The organism is Novosphingobium sp., assembly GCF_036733805.1.
Taxonomy (GTDB): domain Bacteria; phylum Pseudomonadota; class Alphaproteobacteria; order Sphingomonadales; family Sphingomonadaceae; genus Novosphingobium.
Map to the genome: position 1 here is coordinate 19,410 of NZ_DAIMZT010000011.1, position 15,562 is coordinate 34,971.

Annotated in this window: 19 protein-coding genes; 4 read left to right on the forward strand and 15 right to left on the reverse strand. The window is 57.8% G+C overall.

Features of this window, described 5'->3' with window-relative positions; all coding sequences use genetic code 11:
- Nucleotides 1-6 precede the first annotated feature (6 nt).
- Nucleotides 7-216: a hypothetical protein gene (locus tag V7D69_RS04680; protein WP_333605175.1), complete on the forward strand. Its 210-nt coding sequence runs from the start codon at nt 7-9 to the stop codon at nt 214-216.
- A gap of 16 nt (nt 217-232) precedes the next feature.
- Here the strand turns inward: V7D69_RS04680 and V7D69_RS04685 are convergent, their stop codons facing one another.
- Complete coding sequence (locus tag V7D69_RS04685; RefSeq protein ID WP_333605176.1) at nt 233-574, reverse strand: aminoacyl-tRNA hydrolase; 342 nt, start codon at nt 572-574, stop codon at nt 233-235.
- Between the two features lie 34 nt (nt 575-608).
- Here V7D69_RS04685 and V7D69_RS04690 point away from each other — a divergent pair, with 34 nt between their 5' ends.
- Complete coding sequence (locus V7D69_RS04690; RefSeq protein WP_333605177.1) at nt 609-2,234, forward strand: recombinase family protein; 1,626 nt, start codon at nt 609-611, stop codon at nt 2,232-2,234.
- A gap of 429 nt (nt 2,235-2,663) precedes the next feature.
- Here the strand turns inward: V7D69_RS04690 and V7D69_RS04695 are convergent, their stop codons facing one another.
- The 10 genes from V7D69_RS04695 to V7D69_RS04740 all read right to left on the reverse strand — a co-directional run bounded on the left by V7D69_RS04695 (nt 2,664) and on the right by V7D69_RS04740 (nt 9,256).
- Nucleotides 2,664-3,329, reverse strand: a complete 666-nt coding sequence (locus tag V7D69_RS04695) for an immunity protein Imm33 domain-containing protein (protein ID WP_333605178.1) — start codon at nt 3,327-3,329, stop codon at nt 2,664-2,666.
- On the reverse strand, nt 3,307-3,909 hold the full coding sequence (locus tag V7D69_RS04700; protein ID WP_333605179.1) for a hypothetical protein: 603 nt from the start codon (nt 3,907-3,909) through the stop codon (nt 3,307-3,309). Before V7D69_RS04700 ends, V7D69_RS04695 begins: the two co-directional genes overlap by 23 nt.
- A 176-nt stretch (nt 3,910-4,085) precedes the next feature.
- Entirely contained in the window at nt 4,086-4,538 is a 453-nt protein-coding gene (locus V7D69_RS04705; RefSeq protein ID WP_333605180.1) for a hypothetical protein, read from the reverse strand.
- Nucleotides 4,539-4,634: 96 nt separating this feature from the next.
- On the reverse strand, nt 4,635-5,075 hold the full coding sequence (locus tag V7D69_RS04710; protein WP_333605181.1) for a hypothetical protein: 441 nt from the start codon (nt 5,073-5,075) through the stop codon (nt 4,635-4,637).
- A gap of 47 nt (nt 5,076-5,122) precedes the next feature.
- Entirely contained in the window at nt 5,123-5,296 is a 174-nt protein-coding gene (locus V7D69_RS04715) for a hypothetical protein (protein ID WP_333605182.1), read from the reverse strand.
- 72 nt (nt 5,297-5,368) lie between these two features.
- Nucleotides 5,369-5,914, reverse strand: coding sequence for a recombinase family protein (locus V7D69_RS04720; RefSeq protein WP_333605183.1), 546 nt, complete (start codon nt 5,912-5,914; stop codon nt 5,369-5,371).
- Nucleotides 5,915-6,104: 190 nt separating this feature from the next.
- A complete protein-coding gene (locus V7D69_RS04725) occupies nt 6,105-6,365 on the reverse strand; it encodes a hypothetical protein (protein ID WP_333605184.1) in 261 nt (86 codons plus the stop codon).
- A 119-nt stretch (nt 6,366-6,484) separates the two neighbouring features.
- Nucleotides 6,485-6,916 (reverse strand): hypothetical protein, encoded by a 432-nt coding sequence (locus V7D69_RS04730; protein WP_333605185.1) that lies wholly within the window; start codon nt 6,914-6,916, stop codon nt 6,485-6,487.
- Nucleotides 6,913-7,344: a hypothetical protein gene (locus V7D69_RS04735; RefSeq protein ID WP_333605186.1), complete on the reverse strand. Its 432-nt coding sequence runs from the start codon at nt 7,342-7,344 to the stop codon at nt 6,913-6,915. The genes V7D69_RS04730 and V7D69_RS04735 overlap by 4 nt, the downstream gene beginning before the upstream one ends.
- 1,054 nt (nt 7,345-8,398) lie before the next feature.
- A complete protein-coding gene (locus V7D69_RS04740; RefSeq protein WP_333605187.1) occupies nt 8,399-9,256 on the reverse strand; it encodes a hypothetical protein in 858 nt (285 codons plus the stop codon).
- 236 nt (nt 9,257-9,492) lie between these two features.
- Between V7D69_RS04740 and V7D69_RS04745 the strand changes: the two genes are divergently transcribed.
- Nucleotides 9,493-10,554 (forward strand): hypothetical protein, encoded by a 1,062-nt coding sequence (locus tag V7D69_RS04745; RefSeq protein WP_333605188.1) that lies wholly within the window; start codon nt 9,493-9,495, stop codon nt 10,552-10,554.
- A 294-nt stretch (nt 10,555-10,848) separates the two neighbouring features.
- Here the strand turns inward: V7D69_RS04745 and V7D69_RS04750 are convergent, their stop codons facing one another.
- Entirely contained in the window at nt 10,849-11,061 is a 213-nt protein-coding gene (locus tag V7D69_RS04750) for a hypothetical protein (protein WP_333605189.1), read from the reverse strand.
- An 83-nt stretch (nt 11,062-11,144) separates the two neighbouring features.
- On the opposite strand from V7D69_RS04750, the gene arfB reads away from it, so the two are divergent.
- Nucleotides 11,145-11,567 (forward strand): alternative ribosome rescue aminoacyl-tRNA hydrolase ArfB, encoded by a 423-nt coding sequence (arfB, locus tag V7D69_RS04755; RefSeq protein WP_333605205.1) that lies wholly within the window; start codon nt 11,145-11,147, stop codon nt 11,565-11,567.
- Between the two features lie 146 nt (nt 11,568-11,713).
- Here arfB and V7D69_RS04760 read toward each other — a convergent pair whose 3' ends face one another.
- Genes V7D69_RS04760 through pabB form a run of 3 tightly spaced genes read right to left on the reverse strand, consistent with a single transcriptional unit; the run spans nt 11,714 to nt 15,420 of the window.
- The gene (locus tag V7D69_RS04760) at nt 11,714-12,367 is read right to left on the reverse strand and encodes an RluA family pseudouridine synthase (protein WP_333605190.1); all 654 of its coding nucleotides are present in this window, start codon (nt 12,365-12,367) and stop codon (nt 11,714-11,716) included.
- A 51-nt stretch (nt 12,368-12,418) separates the two neighbouring features.
- The gene (locus V7D69_RS04765; protein ID WP_333605191.1) at nt 12,419-13,585 is read right to left on the reverse strand and encodes a pyridoxal phosphate-dependent aminotransferase; all 1,167 of its coding nucleotides are present in this window, start codon (nt 13,583-13,585) and stop codon (nt 12,419-12,421) included.
- Nucleotides 13,585-15,420: an aminodeoxychorismate synthase component I gene (pabB, locus tag V7D69_RS04770; protein WP_324060883.1), complete on the reverse strand. Its 1,836-nt coding sequence runs from the start codon at nt 15,418-15,420 to the stop codon at nt 13,585-13,587. Before pabB ends, V7D69_RS04765 begins: the two co-directional genes overlap by 1 nt.
- Nucleotides 15,421-15,562 lie beyond the last annotated feature (142 nt).

Here is a 15,562-nt window from a genome sequence, read left to right on the forward strand (position 1 = left end):
GCGCATATGAAACGCATTTGTCTGCTTTTCGCGCTGCTGGCGCTGACAGCCTGCGGGAAATCGGATTCCGATCCCGGACCCGGCGGCGTGACGGTGGGCGAAGCACGGGCGCTGGACGATGCCGCCGCCATGCTTGACCAACGGCGCCCGCCGACCCAGGCTCCGGTGCCTTCGCCCGAAGAGACGGGAACAAGCCCCAGCGAGGCGGCGGAATAAGGCGCGGCAAGATGCCTCAGTCGTAGCTCACTTTGCCGCGCCCGGCCTTGACGGCGCCGCGCAGCTTCTTGCCTTTCAGGCGTTGTTCCTTGCCGATCCGGTTGACGCGGCTCTTGGCGCGCTGTTCGGGCAGTTTGTGCGCATCCTCGATCAGCGCGGCCAGGCGTTCGCGCGCATCGGCGCGATTGGCCTCCTGCGTACGAAAGCGGCGCGCCGTCAACACCAGTTCCCCGCGCGAGGTCATGCGGCTGCCGGCAAGCACTTTCAGCCGGGCGAAGACCGGCGGTGAGAGACGCAGGGCGTAGACATCGAGGCGAACCTGCACCGCCGTCGCCATGTTAGTGACGGTAGCACACATTATCCGTTAACGGATGTAAGCTACGGTTTCCGCGATGTTACCTGCCTTTATCTATGCGCGCTTCTCGTCCCTTGAACAAGCGAAGGGGCATTCGCTCGAACGTCAGTTGGAGGACGGTCGCGCCCATATTGGCCGCAATGGCTGGGAATATCATGAAGACCGCGAACTGCGGGATGAAGGTCGTTCGGCATTCTCAGGTGAAAATCGCCAACCCGGTTCCGCGCTCTACGATTTTGAGCAGCAAACCTTAGCTGGAGCATTCAAGACTGGCGTCGTTCTCGTAGTCGAGAATATCGACCGTTTGACCCGTCAGGGATACGAACAGGCCTTCGACCTGTTGCGTCAGCTCACCCAGAACGGCGTCACGGTCGCCACCACGCAGGATAATCAGATTTATCCCGCTGGCGACCGTATCGACATGGCCAAGGTCATGATGGTCATCATCAAAGCCGAACTGGCACTGGATGAAAGCACCAAGAAGAGCAAACGCATCAAGGCTGTCTGGAAACACAAAGTCGATCAGGCAATTGCGGGCAACAGGCAGATTGTAACCCCCAGCATTCCCGCTTGGCTCACGATTGAAAACGAAGAGATCAAAGCGGCCAACAAGCGCGTCACCGTGCTGCGGGAAATCTATGATTGGTATTGCGCGGGCCACGGCCTGTCCGCCATCGTCAACAAGCTCAATAGCCGAAAAGAGGCGAACTGGACCGCTGTCAGGAAGGCGCAGGCAAGTGGCTGGAACACGACATACATCCATCGCCTCCTGACCAATCGATCCGTCTTGGGCGAGTTCCGCCCCTTCGCGCATAGCCGCACGCATCTGAAAGACGAATTGGCGGGAACGGTGATCCCTGATTATTTCCCTGCCGTTGTTACCGCTGAACAGTTCAACCGCGTCCAAGGCCTGCTCATTCAACGTCAGCGCACGGGCGGAAAGGCCCAGCACACCCAGAAAAACCTGTTCAGCGGAATTGCCCGCTGCTCAGAATGTCAGGGCGTCATGTATTACCAGAACGGGCAAAAGGTCGGTACGACAGTGCGCCGTTCGAATGGCAAGATCCATATCCATCGGACTGCTCGAAGCTATCTCAAGTGTAACAATGCCCGTCGCAATCACAATTGCTCGAACAAGACGGCGATCCGATATGAGGTTTTGGTCAACGCAATTCTCGATACGTTCCTGAGCGCCGTTGCCGACGACGAATTCTTCAAGGCCAAGCCCGCCATCAACCGACTGCGCGAGGAAATCGCCGAGCAAGAGCGGCAGAAGGCGTTGAAGGAAACGCAACTCAACACGGTGGTCGAAAATTTGGTGGAGGCGCATTCCAAAGCCCTCGCGCATAAGGCGGCGCAGCTTGAAACAGAGGTCGAAGAGCTTGATGCCGCGCTTTCCGAATTGCGCGACAAGCTGAAGGTAGAAGAAGGCGCCGCATCGCCAGAGCAGGTCGCTGAGGTCGTCAAGAATGCCCGTGCTGCCTTGGAAAGCGATGACCCCGAAATCAGCTATGCGGCACGGCTTAAGGTCCACCAGGTATTCCAAGGCCTGTTTTCCCGCATAACGTGTTTCCCTGACGGGGAAACTGCCGCGTTCGTGGACGGGTTGGCAGTTTGGTGCTTTGACAAGGAGGGCAATATGTCAGGCGGTCAGATGATTTGATCGTCCCAGACGAAGCCCAGACAAGGGTTCGCCGCTTGCCTTGCTGTCCATAACCCAGCTTGCGTCCCGTGCCCTTCAGACGCTCTGATAGGCGGCGCAGTCCCCATCGTCACTAGTAGTGAGTGTCGTGGTGCCGCCGTATGCCGTGATCGACACGGCGTTGGAATTCCTGTCGGACGCCGCGACCAGATGGAGGAATTCACCGTGCGGCAAAATCTACGGGACAATTCGGGCAACCTGCTGGGGTGGCGTCAACAGGTTGGACGGCGGATCAACGGCTACACGGCTGCGGGTTGGCCTGTAGGCTGGTATGATCCCGTAATGAACGCGACCCACAACATTCACGGGCATCGCGTTGGCACGGGCGATCTGCTTGCCTCACTTATAGTGAGCAGGCGGTAGGTCGCGCATCATGGCCCGAAATGAGGCCTAATCCTGTGCTACGTAACTCCCCGTGTCGAAATCCCGCATCAGCGCGGTTCCAACGGGAGCATCGATCCACGAAAGCCAACTGTCATCCTGATTGAGGACCGCGCCCAGCGCCACATAGGACAACTTCCGCGCCTCCATCTCTGCGTCGGTTGATGCTCCCTGCCGGCCCCTGATGCGCCAACCGCTGTCTGGATATGTGTCGCCTGCCTGCGTCATGTCAGGATCTTCACGATAGATGAACTCTACGGGCACTCCGCCTTCGAGCACGCAGTCGTCGACGAGGCACCTGTCCCAATATTCGCGGTAATCTGCTGGTGGGGGCGCTTTTTCGGGATTTTCCCATTCAATAGCGAGAACGTGGTGACGTCGAAATTCTATAACGTCCCCCAACGACAGCGGGGAAGTCGGCTCATCTGGCACATTCTCCAATATGCCACGAAGACGATCATCTTCGGCCTCACTGACCTTCACCCACATGCGCTCTGCCGCCCATTTTTCGGTCTGATGAGAATATTCAAACATCAGCTTAACGAGGTCGGCCTGTTTTATAGCGCCCAGCTGCTCACCGCTGGGAAGAAAAAACGTGTAAGGAGCTTCAGCCGCGATTGGGCGAGGATCAGCAATTTCGAAGTCAAATCTTTCAAGCGGCATATGGATTACCATTCACTTTTCCTGGCAGCGATAGCCAGTACACCAAATCTGCGCGGTAATCCTCGTCCTTCTCGTTCAACTTGGCGAACCCATCAGCCAGATCGACGTCGAAAAACACCTCAGCATAGCGACCATTCTCGACACCCTCGTCGAAAAATAGCTTCATTCGGACAACTTCATCAGCGATTGCCGCTGGATTGGATGCGATGCCAACGGCAAGGCATTCGATATTGTCTGTGAACTTTAGACTGGCTGGTGAACCTTCCCCAATTCTGTTCGCCGACAGCCCGTAATAATCAGCCAACAGCGCCACCAATCTGTCACTTTCAGGGCCGCTCGTGTGAATAGAGACTGCTCCCCAGAAACTGTGGAAGGCCTCGTCTCCTTCCCCAACAACCTGCTCATGCCATCCTACGACGGGGACAATCGCACCAAAACCCACGGGATCATACGGCGCTGCGTCAGCACGGAAGGCCAAGCGCCAGCTTGATGACAACTCGTCGTATTGCTTTTCGACGATCTCGAAAGTCATGTCGCACATCGGCGGCAGACCGTCTTCCTCATCGTCGAGATTACAGAAAACGTGAACCATCAAATTGCCACCAAGTTATGCGCGTCAGGCACTTTGACGGTTTTTTGCGGCACCGCGCAAGGGGCGCGAACTTTCAACGTGTTGCCACGCCCGTGCTCGACAGGGGCTTTCTGAACATGCCGAGGCCTTGTTGACAAGGGGCGAAGCCGCGCACTCCGCCCATCATCCCCAAACCGTCACGCACCCGTCTGCTTGGCCTTGCGCTGAACCTTGCGGTCGGCGCTTGCGGCCTTGGCCTGCGCGTCCAGTTCACCAGCCTGGACGGCCTGAATGATCGACGCGATAACCGTGGGCAATGCCGCGAGGTTTTCGACTTCCACGGCATTCATGCCCTTGGCCAGTTCCAGTGGCTTGCTGCCATAGCGGATCTGGAAGAACATTTTGCCAGCCGCATCCATGAACCAGCCCTTGCGGACATGACGCGGGGCATCGACGCGGACCTTCTCGCCCGCTTCGTTGGTGCGCTTCACGCGCTTGGTCGCGCTGAACGGCGTCCCGCCGATTTCGGCTTCCGCGAGCGCCTTCTGCTCGTTGAGGAAGCCGATCAGCTTGCCCCGCAGCACCAGCTCAGGCGTCAGGGTCACATTGCGGGTGGCAGCGGTCAGCTTGAGGGTCTTGAGGATCGACATTTTCCATTACTCCTTGGCCGTTGAGGTCAAGGTCAGTCGATGGCACGGTCGTTCTTCCTGTCGATCAGAATTAAGATCAAATATTTTACGACGATATCAATCGCTCGCGTTCGCGTTATTCGAATGCATTCGCCCTCCGAAGTGACAAAAATTCAAGAACAATATAAAAAACAGGAGTGTAGATATTGCTGCGCCAGATGCCCAAATATTATCATAACTTGATGATATTTTTTTAAATGCTAAGGCAGAGAAGAATATCGAAATTGCTATAATATATATCTGCCTTATTATCGTAAATTTCTGCATCACAAAAATCGATAGTATGCCAGCCATCCCTCCAATTATTATTGAGAAAAGGCCATGCACGCCCCACTTCGTTAATGCTGCCATCAAGATAATTGAAGCCAATATAACTGGCGCATAAAACAATGCATAAAGAGTTATTGAGCTTGTTGCCGCATCTTCTTTTTCAACATCCTTTCCACTTCTACTGAAGCCTACCATCTTACCATTTTTATCGTAGTATTTTCTCTTCATTTTTCCTCCAAATTGGCGTAAGAATATATCAAAATTATGAGATATTATTATTTCCTACCATTATTAGATGCTGCTTTTTCCTTGCCGAGATCAAACCCGTAATCGTAAGCCTCGATACCCGCCGGTATCGCATACGCTGGTATTCCTGGAGGATTGGAACCTGGCTTTAATGATTGCCATCCATCGATATACCCGCGTGTAAATTTGGCGTCATCGTTCATATATCATCGCTCCAAACCATTAGCTCCAAACCATTATATGTGCCCTTGACCAAACACAGCCGTCGCGGCTGATTAGGAACCGCACAAACCGAGCAGACGATAAACCGATTGCCTGTGGCAACCAAGCTGGCTGGCAATTGCACTTACTGCCATGCTCTGAGCAGCCATTTCTCGGACCCGCTCCGCATCAATCCCAGCCCTACGCCCCCTGTAGACGCCATTCGCCTTGGCCTTCGCGATCCCAGCGCGCTGCCGCTCCCTGCGGATGTCATTCTCAAATTCCGCCACCGCACCCAAGATCGCGAGGGTCAGTTTGCCCGTGCTGCTGCTCGTGTCGATGCTTTGGTGGACGCATTGGAACGCCACGCCTTTGCGGCTGAGTTCGTCCAGTAGCTGGAACAGGTCGGTCAGCGAGCGAGCGAAGCGGTCGAGCCTGCTGACCACGATGGTATCGCCGTCACGGACAAACTGCATCATTTCCACCAGCCCAGCGCGTGCCCTGCTGGTGCCGCTGGCCTGATCCTGAAAGATGCGTTCGCAGCCGTGGGCCGTGAGTTCGTCCATCTGGACATCGAGGCATTGGTCCGTTGTGCTGACGCGCGCATAGCCGACGATCATGTTTTGCTCCTGTCACTTTCGGGTCTGGAGCCTGACCATCTGATGTCATTTTTGGCGGAAATCGACCTGAATGTGACAGGCACTGCGCGGCATGCGACTGTCACGACAGGGACTACCTGAATGTGGCGCTCACTAGTAGTGAGCCGCCGAGGTCGCGGGATTTGGTCCTGCGGAACACACTGCTATGTCGTTATGGCCGAATTTCATCCCCAGCAGCATATCGAGGCATATCTGCGACCGCCTCTTCGAATGCTTGGCGGATTTCCGTCTGACTGAACCCACGATCCCACAATTCGGTCATCAGGTAGTTTATCGCCTGCGGCAGCAAAGGCAGGTGCGGCCACGGGTTCGTCTCATGGAGACGCTTGAGGGTCTTGCTCGCGTCATGGACCGCAGAAAGCCAAGCCGTGCTCCATGCGTCTTCCGCGCTTCTATCTTCTTCCTCGCTCATGATGCGAGCATCCCCGATTTGATCGCCAACAGCATTCGGCATCAGCACAGCATACATACCTGAATGCGGCGCTCACTTGTAGTGAGCCGCGTTCGCACTCCGCAGCCAGGTTGGCAATTTCAACTATCCCTGACCTCACCCAGCGCCAAGAACATTTGAATTGCTCGCCGAGGAAACAGCTTGGGCCAGAAAGAATATCGCTGCCCATCGCGTGTCACCAAGAAAGCACCCACTGGCTCTTTCGAGATTGCCGTTCGGTTCGTCACCAGAATGTGGTCGATATCGACGCGCGGAACGACAAAGGTCCGTCCCCATCGGCGATATGAAAACGTGGTATCCGAGAATGTTGCGCGGAACCTCATCGTGAACACAAGGATGGCCGATGGAACAATTGCCGCAAGCAGCAGCGCCCCTACCAGATCAGCTCTCGGCCCGAATTTGGCGATGTCATACGTCATTATGAAGCACGGTATGCCCGTGAGTAGCATCCAAAAGCCGACCAAAATTTTGTCTGGCCCAAACGCTTCAATCGGGGCGTGCTTCGGCATCATGCGACGCTGACGGCCTGTGTGCTGGTATCGATTGGGGCAGGAAATGCCTCGAAAGATACGCCAAAGGCGGCAAGTTCGGCTCCATATGAGGGAATTACCATCACGAGCACTGCCTCGCTGTCCCGCACCATGCGGCTCTTGGCATCCAGTAGCTGGGCATGAGCATCATGATACTGTTGCTCCGCCGCAGGATGGGGCGGGGTAAAGAGGCGTTTGAGGATATCGCGCGAAGGTTCAGAGCCCGCCACAACCTCGAAATGGCTGATAATGTTGCCTTCTCGGAATTCATCGACCTGAAGCGCCTGAACTCCGTGAACAATGGCATGCCATAGCTCGCCATTCACGCGGGATATCGCAAGGATAACCCGTTTTTCGGCAAGCGAAATTCCGGTGAGGAGCGCGTCATGGAAGCCGGGAACGCTGTTCATGACAGTAGCCTACAACAACGGCGAAATGACCGCCACATGATCGCGAATGAATTGCCCGACGTCTTGGTGGAACTGTTCAACAGCCGCAAAGCTCGGCAAGCTCGCTCTGCATCTGACAAACCAGCATCGCCTATCATTCCTCGCGATGGCTCGGAATGATCGTCTTTTGCTGGATTTGTCTGGTTCGGTTGATTTGGTTGGGATTGATGGTGATGGGCATTCCGTTGAGCCACACGATTTCCCCGACCCCTAGGTTCGCAAAAGGCATGGACTGGTTTCCCAGCCGCCATTCCTTCCTCCGCCTGCGCCGTTGCGCCGCGTGTGAGCTTCAGGCACCCTTATCGCAGGTGTCCAAAGAGCGTTCCCTGTCGGGGATAATCTTGGCGACATTCCGTGTCACCGCACTGTAGACAAACAAACCGCGTTGGGCGGACAAGAGCGCGTCAGGTTTTCCGACGCTGATTTCGTGGTGGGCCGTTTTACCACGCAGTTTGGGCTGGATTGATATCCCTTCGGCTTTCGCCTTTCCGGCCGGTGGCCGCATTGAACCTTTACAGTAGCTCGATGCGACGTGCCAGTTGACCGTGTTTCGTCAGGGCTGGCTGCTTTTCGATAGATTGATTGACTTGCTTAGACGTGGATAACCGCAGGCATTGGCTTAGACCCAGTATCTCGGATCGCACGCGTCTCGATAGCGTAACACCTGTATACACCCAGCGTCGCGGTCCAACTCCGCATCTTGGGCAGGGGGATTACTGGGTCGCATTGTCCTGTCCTGCCTGTGGCCATGGCCTCAGCCGCTTGCCAGAGCGTTGGGGTGCTGAGGGTTGAATGTGCGCTCTTGCCGCAATTCTATTTATGCCACCGGGCTTGGAAATTGGGGAAATGGGCAAGAATGACGATGGGCACCGTGTTCAGCACCACGATGCCCATCGTTGCCTGCGTAAGAGCGCAATGGGTCGGCAAGCCATTGCTGCCGATATTTAGTCCGCCTTGGCTGCGAACCGCGCAGGAGCGAGATACAGGCTCACTACTAGTGAATCGCCGCGTCTGCTTACAGCCGCTTGCCCAATCCAGCCCAGTCCAGCGCCACAGCATCTAGGCATTTCGCATAGCTGGGGAATATGCCTCGTGCCGCATTCTCCGCGATCATATGGCCGCGATGAAGGGCGCGGCTTGTCAGTATCTTGAGCCTGTCGCGGGCGTCGATCTGATCTTTGCCCGTTGGCGTGGCGGCAGGATCGAGCCATCGACTGTGGGTGTAGCTCAAATTTGCCAAAGCGCCGATCTGCCATAGTGTCGATGATGGGGACTGTGCCTTCGCCAGCACGGTAGCCAGATATTGGCCAACGCTGCGTTGATGAAGCTTTGCCTGAACAAGCCGGTATTCGGCCGTCCGCCCCACGAGTTGCCGCTTATGCTCGCGCTCTTCCTGCGCGATGCCGCCCAACATGGCCGCGATCTGCTTCATGATCTGCGCCTTGGGCACGCCCACGGGAATGGCGGCGACAATCGCGGTGGGCTGACCTTGATCCAGCCATTCCTCCGTCAAGTAGTCCCTGACGCTGCTTCGCATCCGCATCAGTTGGTCGTCATCATCATCGTAGCTGAGAACGCCCAAGCGAACGAGTTCAGGCTTTTGGCCCTCGTAGCCGAAATGCTGAAATCCTACGCCGCGCCACCATTCCGCGAAGCGGATGGACGATACGTCGCCAAGGTCATCATACACCGTCAGGGCTGTTTCAAAATCGGCGGGCAACGCCGCTGACCGTGACAGTTCGCCAGACCTGTATCGTCGCGCAAGCTCATAGCTTGGGCTGATCCTGAGAAATCCGAACCAGAGGCGGAACCATTCAAGGTCATCCCGCCGCGCTGATTGGCCGACTTCGTTTGCGGAGGATGGCTGCGTCATGCCCATAGGTTATCCTGATTATGAATATGTAATCAAGATAATCAAGCATGAGGACAACCCTGGCGTATCAAGGGATCGCGACGCAGCGCTGCCAGTCAGCAATGCGCTCGTTCTTTGACATTGTCAGATGCCCAATAATTCAAGCGCGCAAACCGCGCTCTTGGAAACCACCACCTGTGCGCGCAAGCGGAACGCATAAAGTGGTTCTTTCACCCGCTATATGAAAGTCAGTACAAATGAGCATTAATAAACCTACAATTACCACTTCGAGCAATGATACCGATCAAACCGGATCACGTGAAGAAACGTTAATCAACGAAGCAGATGACAGAATACATATCGTTTGCCGCAACTCAAGTGACGAATTGCCAACTGATCCTAACGTTACCATCGAATATGACAACAATCAGTATATGATTGACTGCCTCATTGATGAAAAGCACTCGCAGTTTGGACCAAACAAGCAATATGAAGACCTGCTGAAAATCGTTCTCGATTTCCGCGGAAAAGTCCTGACTATGAGCCAAAGGACTCAAGCAACGCACGCCTTGTTTGGCCGTCGCGCAGTTTATCAGGAGCTGGCCCATGCCTTCGCTATCGCGCGCACTTTGCTCATGCGATCCAACAGGCACCATGTCAAAGCGCTGTTGGAAGAGTGTCAGATGACCACGCAAGCTGAGAGGTTTATCAAGAAGAAGGGCACGAACAATTGGGCTTATATCTGCGGCTTGCTTTATGGGTCGTGGGAAGAGCAGTCAGCTGGCGACAGCACGTTTCTGGTTTTCAAGCGTGATCGCTCAGCGGAAAAATACGGTAACGTGATGCGTTATCTATACGAGCACAACGTGAGCGCCCAAGCTGCCGCTATGTTCATCGAAACCTTTAGCGACCCTGTGTTTGGTAAGGCCCTACTTGGGATCGAAAAGGCGGATCGTGCCGCCCATCCAGCGAAGAGCAAAGGAAAGGGTATCAAGCAGGTGCTCAAGCACCGTGAGCTTTTCATCAAGCTGGGTGAAAGTCGCAACAACGACGACGTGTTCTATATGACAAAGCCAGAGGAACTGCCTGACAGTGTGGAATATGGCACTGCTACGTTCAAGGTCGTTGGAAGCAAACTGATGATCGTTGGCTTTGATGCTTGGGAGGAAGCTGACTACGAGAAGTTTATCATTACCAAGGGTCGTGCGATCAAAAAGGAGGAAGACAGGATCAGGGCAGCAGCCACGGCAAACAAGAATACTGTGGCAGCCGGTGCCGGCGCCGCTAAGGCTGCTGAGGAGGAATCTGCCGACACTTAAATCTATGCGCTGTCTGTTACTGCGTTAGTGTGACAGATCATTTAGCCCATGGAGGCGCATATGCGTTCCAGCGATGGCCTATAAACGTCCTCACGGTTCGCCGTGGGGGCGTTTATCACTCACTACTAGTGAGCTAATTCAACAAATTATCTACATAGTAAATGGGCATCTGACATGTCAGTCCCGCCAGCGCGGCACCTGATATTCATCGACATCGCGAACTGTCAGCGTATGTGGGTATAATGGAGGTCTGACCTCCGCACAGCTACCCGCATCTTGCTGGCATTCCGCATTTCATCCCTTTTGAAGCGTCCCCGCATAGGAAATGCGGCGAGCGCGTTCGGCATCCTTGCGCCGTTTCTGCGCGTCCTTGACATTCTTCAATGCTAATTTGGCGGTATCGACCTGCCGCCTTTTCGCCGCCACCACGGACTGCTCAGGCGTCAATGGCTTGTTGGGTTTGCGTGGTTTTCGCGGCTTGGTCGTGGCGAACTCGTAAAATCTCATGCCGTATTTATTCCGCCGTTCACGGCACGTTGGTCCTCACGCTGAAAGTTGGCAGCAACGCCAATCCTGCGTATTCTAGGGCCATGGCCCGCATTCCAGTGACCCGTTCTATCAGTATCGACGAAGGCGAACTTCAGGAGAGTTCCACGCGTTCGTCTGGGCCAGGCGGCCAGCACGTTAACACCACGGATAGTGCGGTCATTCTCCGCTTCGATGTGGCAAATTCGCCGTCGCTGCCTGATGCTGTTAAGCTGCGTCTGAGCAAGATTGCTGGATCGCGAATGACGTCAGACGGCGTGCTGATTTTGCGAAGCGAGGGCTCACGTAGCCAACTCGTAAATCGTCAAGACGTCCGCGAACGGCTCATAGCGATGATCGTTGAAGCGACGTTCGTGCCCCGTGCCCGCAAAGCCACAAAGCCCACCAAAGGATCGCAAAAGCGCAGGGTCGAGGCAAAGCTGCGTCGCTCAGATGTTAAGTCTGGACGTGGCAAGTGGAGAGAATAAAATTACTATAAATCAATAATATAAAAATAATGCTACTATCACAAGCATGGCCACTTTGTTGACATTTTGCCCACCGGGGCCTGTCGAAGCGATGAAGCTTTCACTCGCCAGTGCCTGAGCGCGGCTGACGATGTCCTCAATCGCAGTCATTCATCCGCGAAGCCAAGAGCGGCGAAGTCCGCCGGGAGGGGGCTTGCCGCCGCGATCGGCGCCTTCTCTCCCCGCGGGACGACCAGACCGGCGGCATGAAGCATCGTGCGCGCCGCTCCCTTGCCCGTGCCGTAGACCGGATCGCCCAGCAATGGCGCGCCGAGCCCGGAGGCCGCATGAACGCGGATCTGGTGCGTCCGGCCGGTTTCGGGCCGGAACTCCACCAGCGTCAGGCCGTTGCGGCCATCCAGCTTGCGCCAATGCGTGACCGCGGGCTTTCCCTTGCGCGCGGGGATCATGCGCCAACCGTCCTTGGCGGTGCTGACTTTCGACAGCGAGAGCGCAATCGTCCCCTCGGCCTCGGCCAGATCGCCCATGACGATACCCAGATAGCGCTTCTCCACCAGCCTCTCCTCGAAAGCGGCGGCGAAGCGTTTGAGCGCCTTGGGATTGCGCGCCAAGAGCAGGCAGCCGGACGTGTCCCGGTCCAGCCGATGGACCGGCGCGGGGGCGCGCTGAAAGCCCAGCTTCAGATCGTCGAGATAGTCGTCCAGGCTTGCCCCGCCTGCGCGGGGCCTATCGAGGGGGAGGCCAGCGGGCTTGTCTATCACGAGCGCCTCGGCGTCCTCAAAGAGGATTTCCAACTGCATTACATTCACTTTCATCATTTCCGAGCCGGAGCCGGGCTATGCCTGCGGCCGTTATGCCACGGCCCGCGCGATCCGGTGGCAGGCTTCCTCTAACGTGGCCTGATCGGCCGCGAAGCTGATGCGAAAGCCGTCGTGGCCGCAGAAGGCGGAGGCCGGCACGATCGCGACACCGTGCTCCAGCAGATGCAGTGCCAGCGCGCTGTCATCGCCGAAGCGCTCCATCAGCGGGGCTGCGTCCACCATGCAATAGAAGGCGCCGTCCGGCGTGGGTGTCGAGAGGCCGGGTATCGCGTTGATTGCCGCCACAACGAGATCGCGGCGCGCCCGGAAGCGCTCGCACCAATCGGCCAGGAAATCCTGCGGCCCTTCGAAGGCGGCGACGGCGGCCGCCTGACTGATGGAGCAGGGGTTGCCCGAGGAATGCGACTGCAACCGCTCCATTGCCTGGATCAGCCACTCCGGCCCGGTCGCCACGCCGATCCTGAAGCCGGTCATCGCGTGGCTCTTGGACACGCCGGAAACGGTGAGGATGCGGTCGGCAAGATCGGGGCACAGGCGACCCAGCGTGGCATGAGGCGCGTCGGTATAATTGATCGGCGCGTAAATATCGTCCGAAAGCACCATCACGCGCGGATGATGGCGCAGCATCTCGCCGATGCTCAGCAGCATCTCCGCCGGATAGCAGGCGCCGGTGGGATTGCCCGGGCTGTTCAGCATCAGCCAAAGCGTGTTCGGGCCGATTTGCGCCTCAAGATCGGCGGCGGTGAACCGGTAATTGTCTTTCGCATGCGTATGCAGCGGCACGACCTTGCCGCCGGCGAAATGAATGATCTCTGGATAGCTTACCCACCAGGGAGCCGGAACGATCACTTCGTCACCGGGGCTGAGCGTGGCCATCATGGCGTGAAAGATCGCCTGCTTGCCACCGGCGCTGACGGTGACTTGCGAGGCGGGCGCTTCGATCCCCAGATCGCGGGCGAAGTGAAGTGCGGCGGCCCGCTTCAGCCGGGACGTGCCCCCGACCGGAGTGTATTTCGTCTGACCGGCATCCAGCGCGGCCTTGGTCGCCGCGATGACGTGAGGCGGCGTCGCGAAGTCGGGTTCGCCCACCGAAAGCGAGATCACGTCGCGCCCTTCCTCGCGAAGCTGAGTGGCGCGATCGGTCATCGCTGTCGTCTGCGACGGGGCGATGCGAGCAAGGGCGGGGGAAATATGCATCAGGTCAGCAACTGCGCGGGCATGAGTCCGCGAAGGGCATTGCCGATCAGGAAGCCGTCGGCAAGATCTTCCAGCATCAATTCCGCTTCCACCGCCCGTCCTTGCTCGATCAGGGAGCGGCGCAGCACGCCGGGCAGCAAGCCCAGGGGCGTGGGCGGGGTCAGCAACCGGCCGTCGCGCTCGACGAAAAGATTGGTGAAGGCGCCTTCCGTGACCAGTCCATCATCGCGCAGGAATAGCGCCTCGTGTGCGCCGGCGTCCTTCGCTACGGCAAGGGCGGCCTCGTAAAGACCGCGATCGCTGGTCTTGTGGGCGAGCCGCCAATCGCCGGGATCGAGCGGCATGCGCAGCACCGCGACAATCGCCGGTTCGGGCAGGCGTTCCGGCATCTCGGCCAGTTCGAGGGCATAAGCGCCGCTGCGCCCCAGGACGAGACGCAGGCGGGCGGGATTATCGGCATCGAAGCAGAGCGCCTGGATCGCGTTGCGCACGGCGTGACGGTCAAAACCGAAGCTCAGCGCGGCGGCGCTTGCCCGGATACGTTCCAGGTGGAGTTCCAGCAGCACAATGCCGTCTTCAGGCGTGAAGCGCATGGTTTCGATCAGGTCGAAACTGGCGGGCGAGATCGCCTCTCCCGGCGCTTGCACTTGCGACTCTCGCACGAAACCCCCTTTGACCAGGCACTCCCGCCATTCGGGAAGTGCTTGTGAATCCGCGACGATTGCCGATCCCACCCCCAGGACGGCGCGTCCGCCAGCATTTTCACCACCCCCGTTCCGGTCAGGACACAGGCGCAACGTGCGGATTGCCACATTAAATGCAGCATCGCCAGAGGGTTCGATATACCCGATCGATCCGCAATACATGCCGCGAAGCCAGGGCTCGACCTGCGCGATCAGTTCCATGGCCCGGATCTTCGGCGCGCCGGTGATCGATCCGCAAGGAAAGAGCGCGCGCAGCAGGTCCACCGCATGCTTGCCGGGCGCAAGAGTGGCCAGCACCGTGGAGACCATCTGGTGAACCGTGGGATAGCTTTCGATGCTGAAAGCCTCCGCGACCTCCACAGACCCCGGTTCGGCGATGCGCGAGAGGTCATTGCGCATCAGGTCCAGGATCATCAGGTTTTCCGCCCGGTCTTTCGCGCTGGCGTGCAAGTCTTCGCGCAGGCGGACATCGTCGATGGGATCGCGACCGCGCGGGCGCGTGCCCTTCATCGGCTTTGCCCGCACCGAGCGGCCCCGCAACGAGAAGAATAACTCGGGAGAAAAGCTGAGATGCCATTGCGCCCCGTCATGAAGCACACCGCCATAACCGGCCGCCGCGCTGGGCCGGATCGCCTGGTAAAGCGCCAGGGGATCGCCGCGCCAATGCCCTTCGAGAGGGAAGGTCAGGTTGGCCTGATAGATGTCCCCCGCTTCGATCGCGGCGCGCAGGGCGGTGAAAGCGCGGGTATAGTCGCCAATGCCGACTTGCGGTTGGAGCGGCCCGATTGCCGGAGGGAGGGCGCCGGTTCGCATGGCCAGCCATTGCGGCATCTCCCACGCGGCGATCCGCTCGCACTCGCGAAAGGCGCCGAACCACACGAGGAACCCGGCCGCACCCTCCCGCTTTGACAGCAGCGGCGCCAGGCGCGGCTCCAATGCGAGCCCGGCCTCATAGGCGATATAGCCGGCAAGATGATAACCCTCGCGCGAAAGCGCCTTGATCCGATCAAGCGCCGGCACGACCTCGGCGCCGCGCGAAGCCGCCACGATCTCGGCAGGCCGGCGGTAAAGCCTGGCGTCGGCAGCGCCGTTCGCACGGGCATCATCAAGGAGAATGAAGGGCTCTGGCATCCGGTGCATTCGCGTTCGGACAGGCTCTAGCGACGCAATCGCCCGCTGGCCACCTCTGCAACGCGCGCAGCGTGGCAAATCCTGGGCGCCTTAGAGCGCTTCTCGACCGATGTGGGTCACCGTGACGGAGCCCAATTTGGTT

Excerpts from the sequence above, each read along its gene's own strand:
- V7D69_RS04705 (WP_333605180.1), bottom strand. The coding sequence starts at position 4,538 with ATGTCGATCCTCAAGACCCTCAAGCTGACCGCTGCCACCCGCAATGTG.
- V7D69_RS04765 (WP_333605191.1), bottom strand. The coding sequence starts at position 13,585 with ATGCATATTTCCCCCGCCCTTGCTCGCATCGCCCCGTCGCAGACGACA.
- V7D69_RS04680 (WP_333605175.1), top strand. The coding sequence starts at position 7 with ATGAAACGCATTTGTCTGCTTTTCGCGCTGCTGGCGCTGACAGCCTGC.
- V7D69_RS04710 (WP_333605181.1), bottom strand. The coding sequence starts at position 5,075 with ATGAAGAGAAAATACTACGATAAAAATGGTAAGATGGTAGGCTTCAGT.
- V7D69_RS04695 (WP_333605178.1), bottom strand. The coding sequence starts at position 3,329 with ATGGTAATCCATATGCCGCTTGAAAGATTTGACTTCGAAATTGCTGAT.
- V7D69_RS04725 (WP_333605184.1), bottom strand. The coding sequence starts at position 6,365 with ATGAGCGAGGAAGAAGATAGAAGCGCGGAAGACGCATGGAGCACGGCT.
- V7D69_RS04720 (WP_333605183.1), bottom strand. The coding sequence starts at position 5,914 with ATGATCGTCGGCTATGCGCGCGTCAGCACAACGGACCAATGCCTCGAT.
- V7D69_RS04690 (WP_333605177.1), top strand. The coding sequence starts at position 609 with ATGTTACCTGCCTTTATCTATGCGCGCTTCTCGTCCCTTGAACAAGCG.
- V7D69_RS04715 (WP_333605182.1), bottom strand. The coding sequence starts at position 5,296 with ATGAACGATGACGCCAAATTTACACGCGGGTATATCGATGGATGGCAA.
- V7D69_RS04745 (WP_333605188.1), top strand. The coding sequence starts at position 9,493 with ATGAGCATTAATAAACCTACAATTACCACTTCGAGCAATGATACCGAT.
- V7D69_RS04735 (WP_333605186.1), bottom strand. The coding sequence starts at position 7,344 with ATGAACAGCGTTCCCGGCTTCCATGACGCGCTCCTCACCGGAATTTCG.
- V7D69_RS04740 (WP_333605187.1), bottom strand. The coding sequence starts at position 9,256 with ATGACGCAGCCATCCTCCGCAAACGAAGTCGGCCAATCAGCGCGGCGG.
- V7D69_RS04730 (WP_333605185.1), bottom strand. The coding sequence starts at position 6,916 with ATGATGCCGAAGCACGCCCCGATTGAAGCGTTTGGGCCAGACAAAATT.
- arfB (WP_333605205.1), top strand. The coding sequence starts at position 11,145 with ATGGCCCGCATTCCAGTGACCCGTTCTATCAGTATCGACGAAGGCGAA.
- V7D69_RS04760 (WP_333605190.1), bottom strand. The coding sequence starts at position 12,367 with ATGCAGTTGGAAATCCTCTTTGAGGACGCCGAGGCGCTCGTGATAGAC.
- V7D69_RS04750 (WP_333605189.1), bottom strand. The coding sequence starts at position 11,061 with ATGAGATTTTACGAGTTCGCCACGACCAAGCCGCGAAAACCACGCAAA.
- V7D69_RS04700 (WP_333605179.1), bottom strand. The coding sequence starts at position 3,909 with ATGGTTCACGTTTTCTGTAATCTCGACGATGAGGAAGACGGTCTGCCG.
- pabB (WP_324060883.1), bottom strand. The coding sequence starts at position 15,420 with ATGCCAGAGCCCTTCATTCTCCTTGATGATGCCCGTGCGAACGGCGCT.
- V7D69_RS04685 (WP_333605176.1), bottom strand. The coding sequence starts at position 574 with ATGTGTGCTACCGTCACTAACATGGCGACGGCGGTGCAGGTTCGCCTC.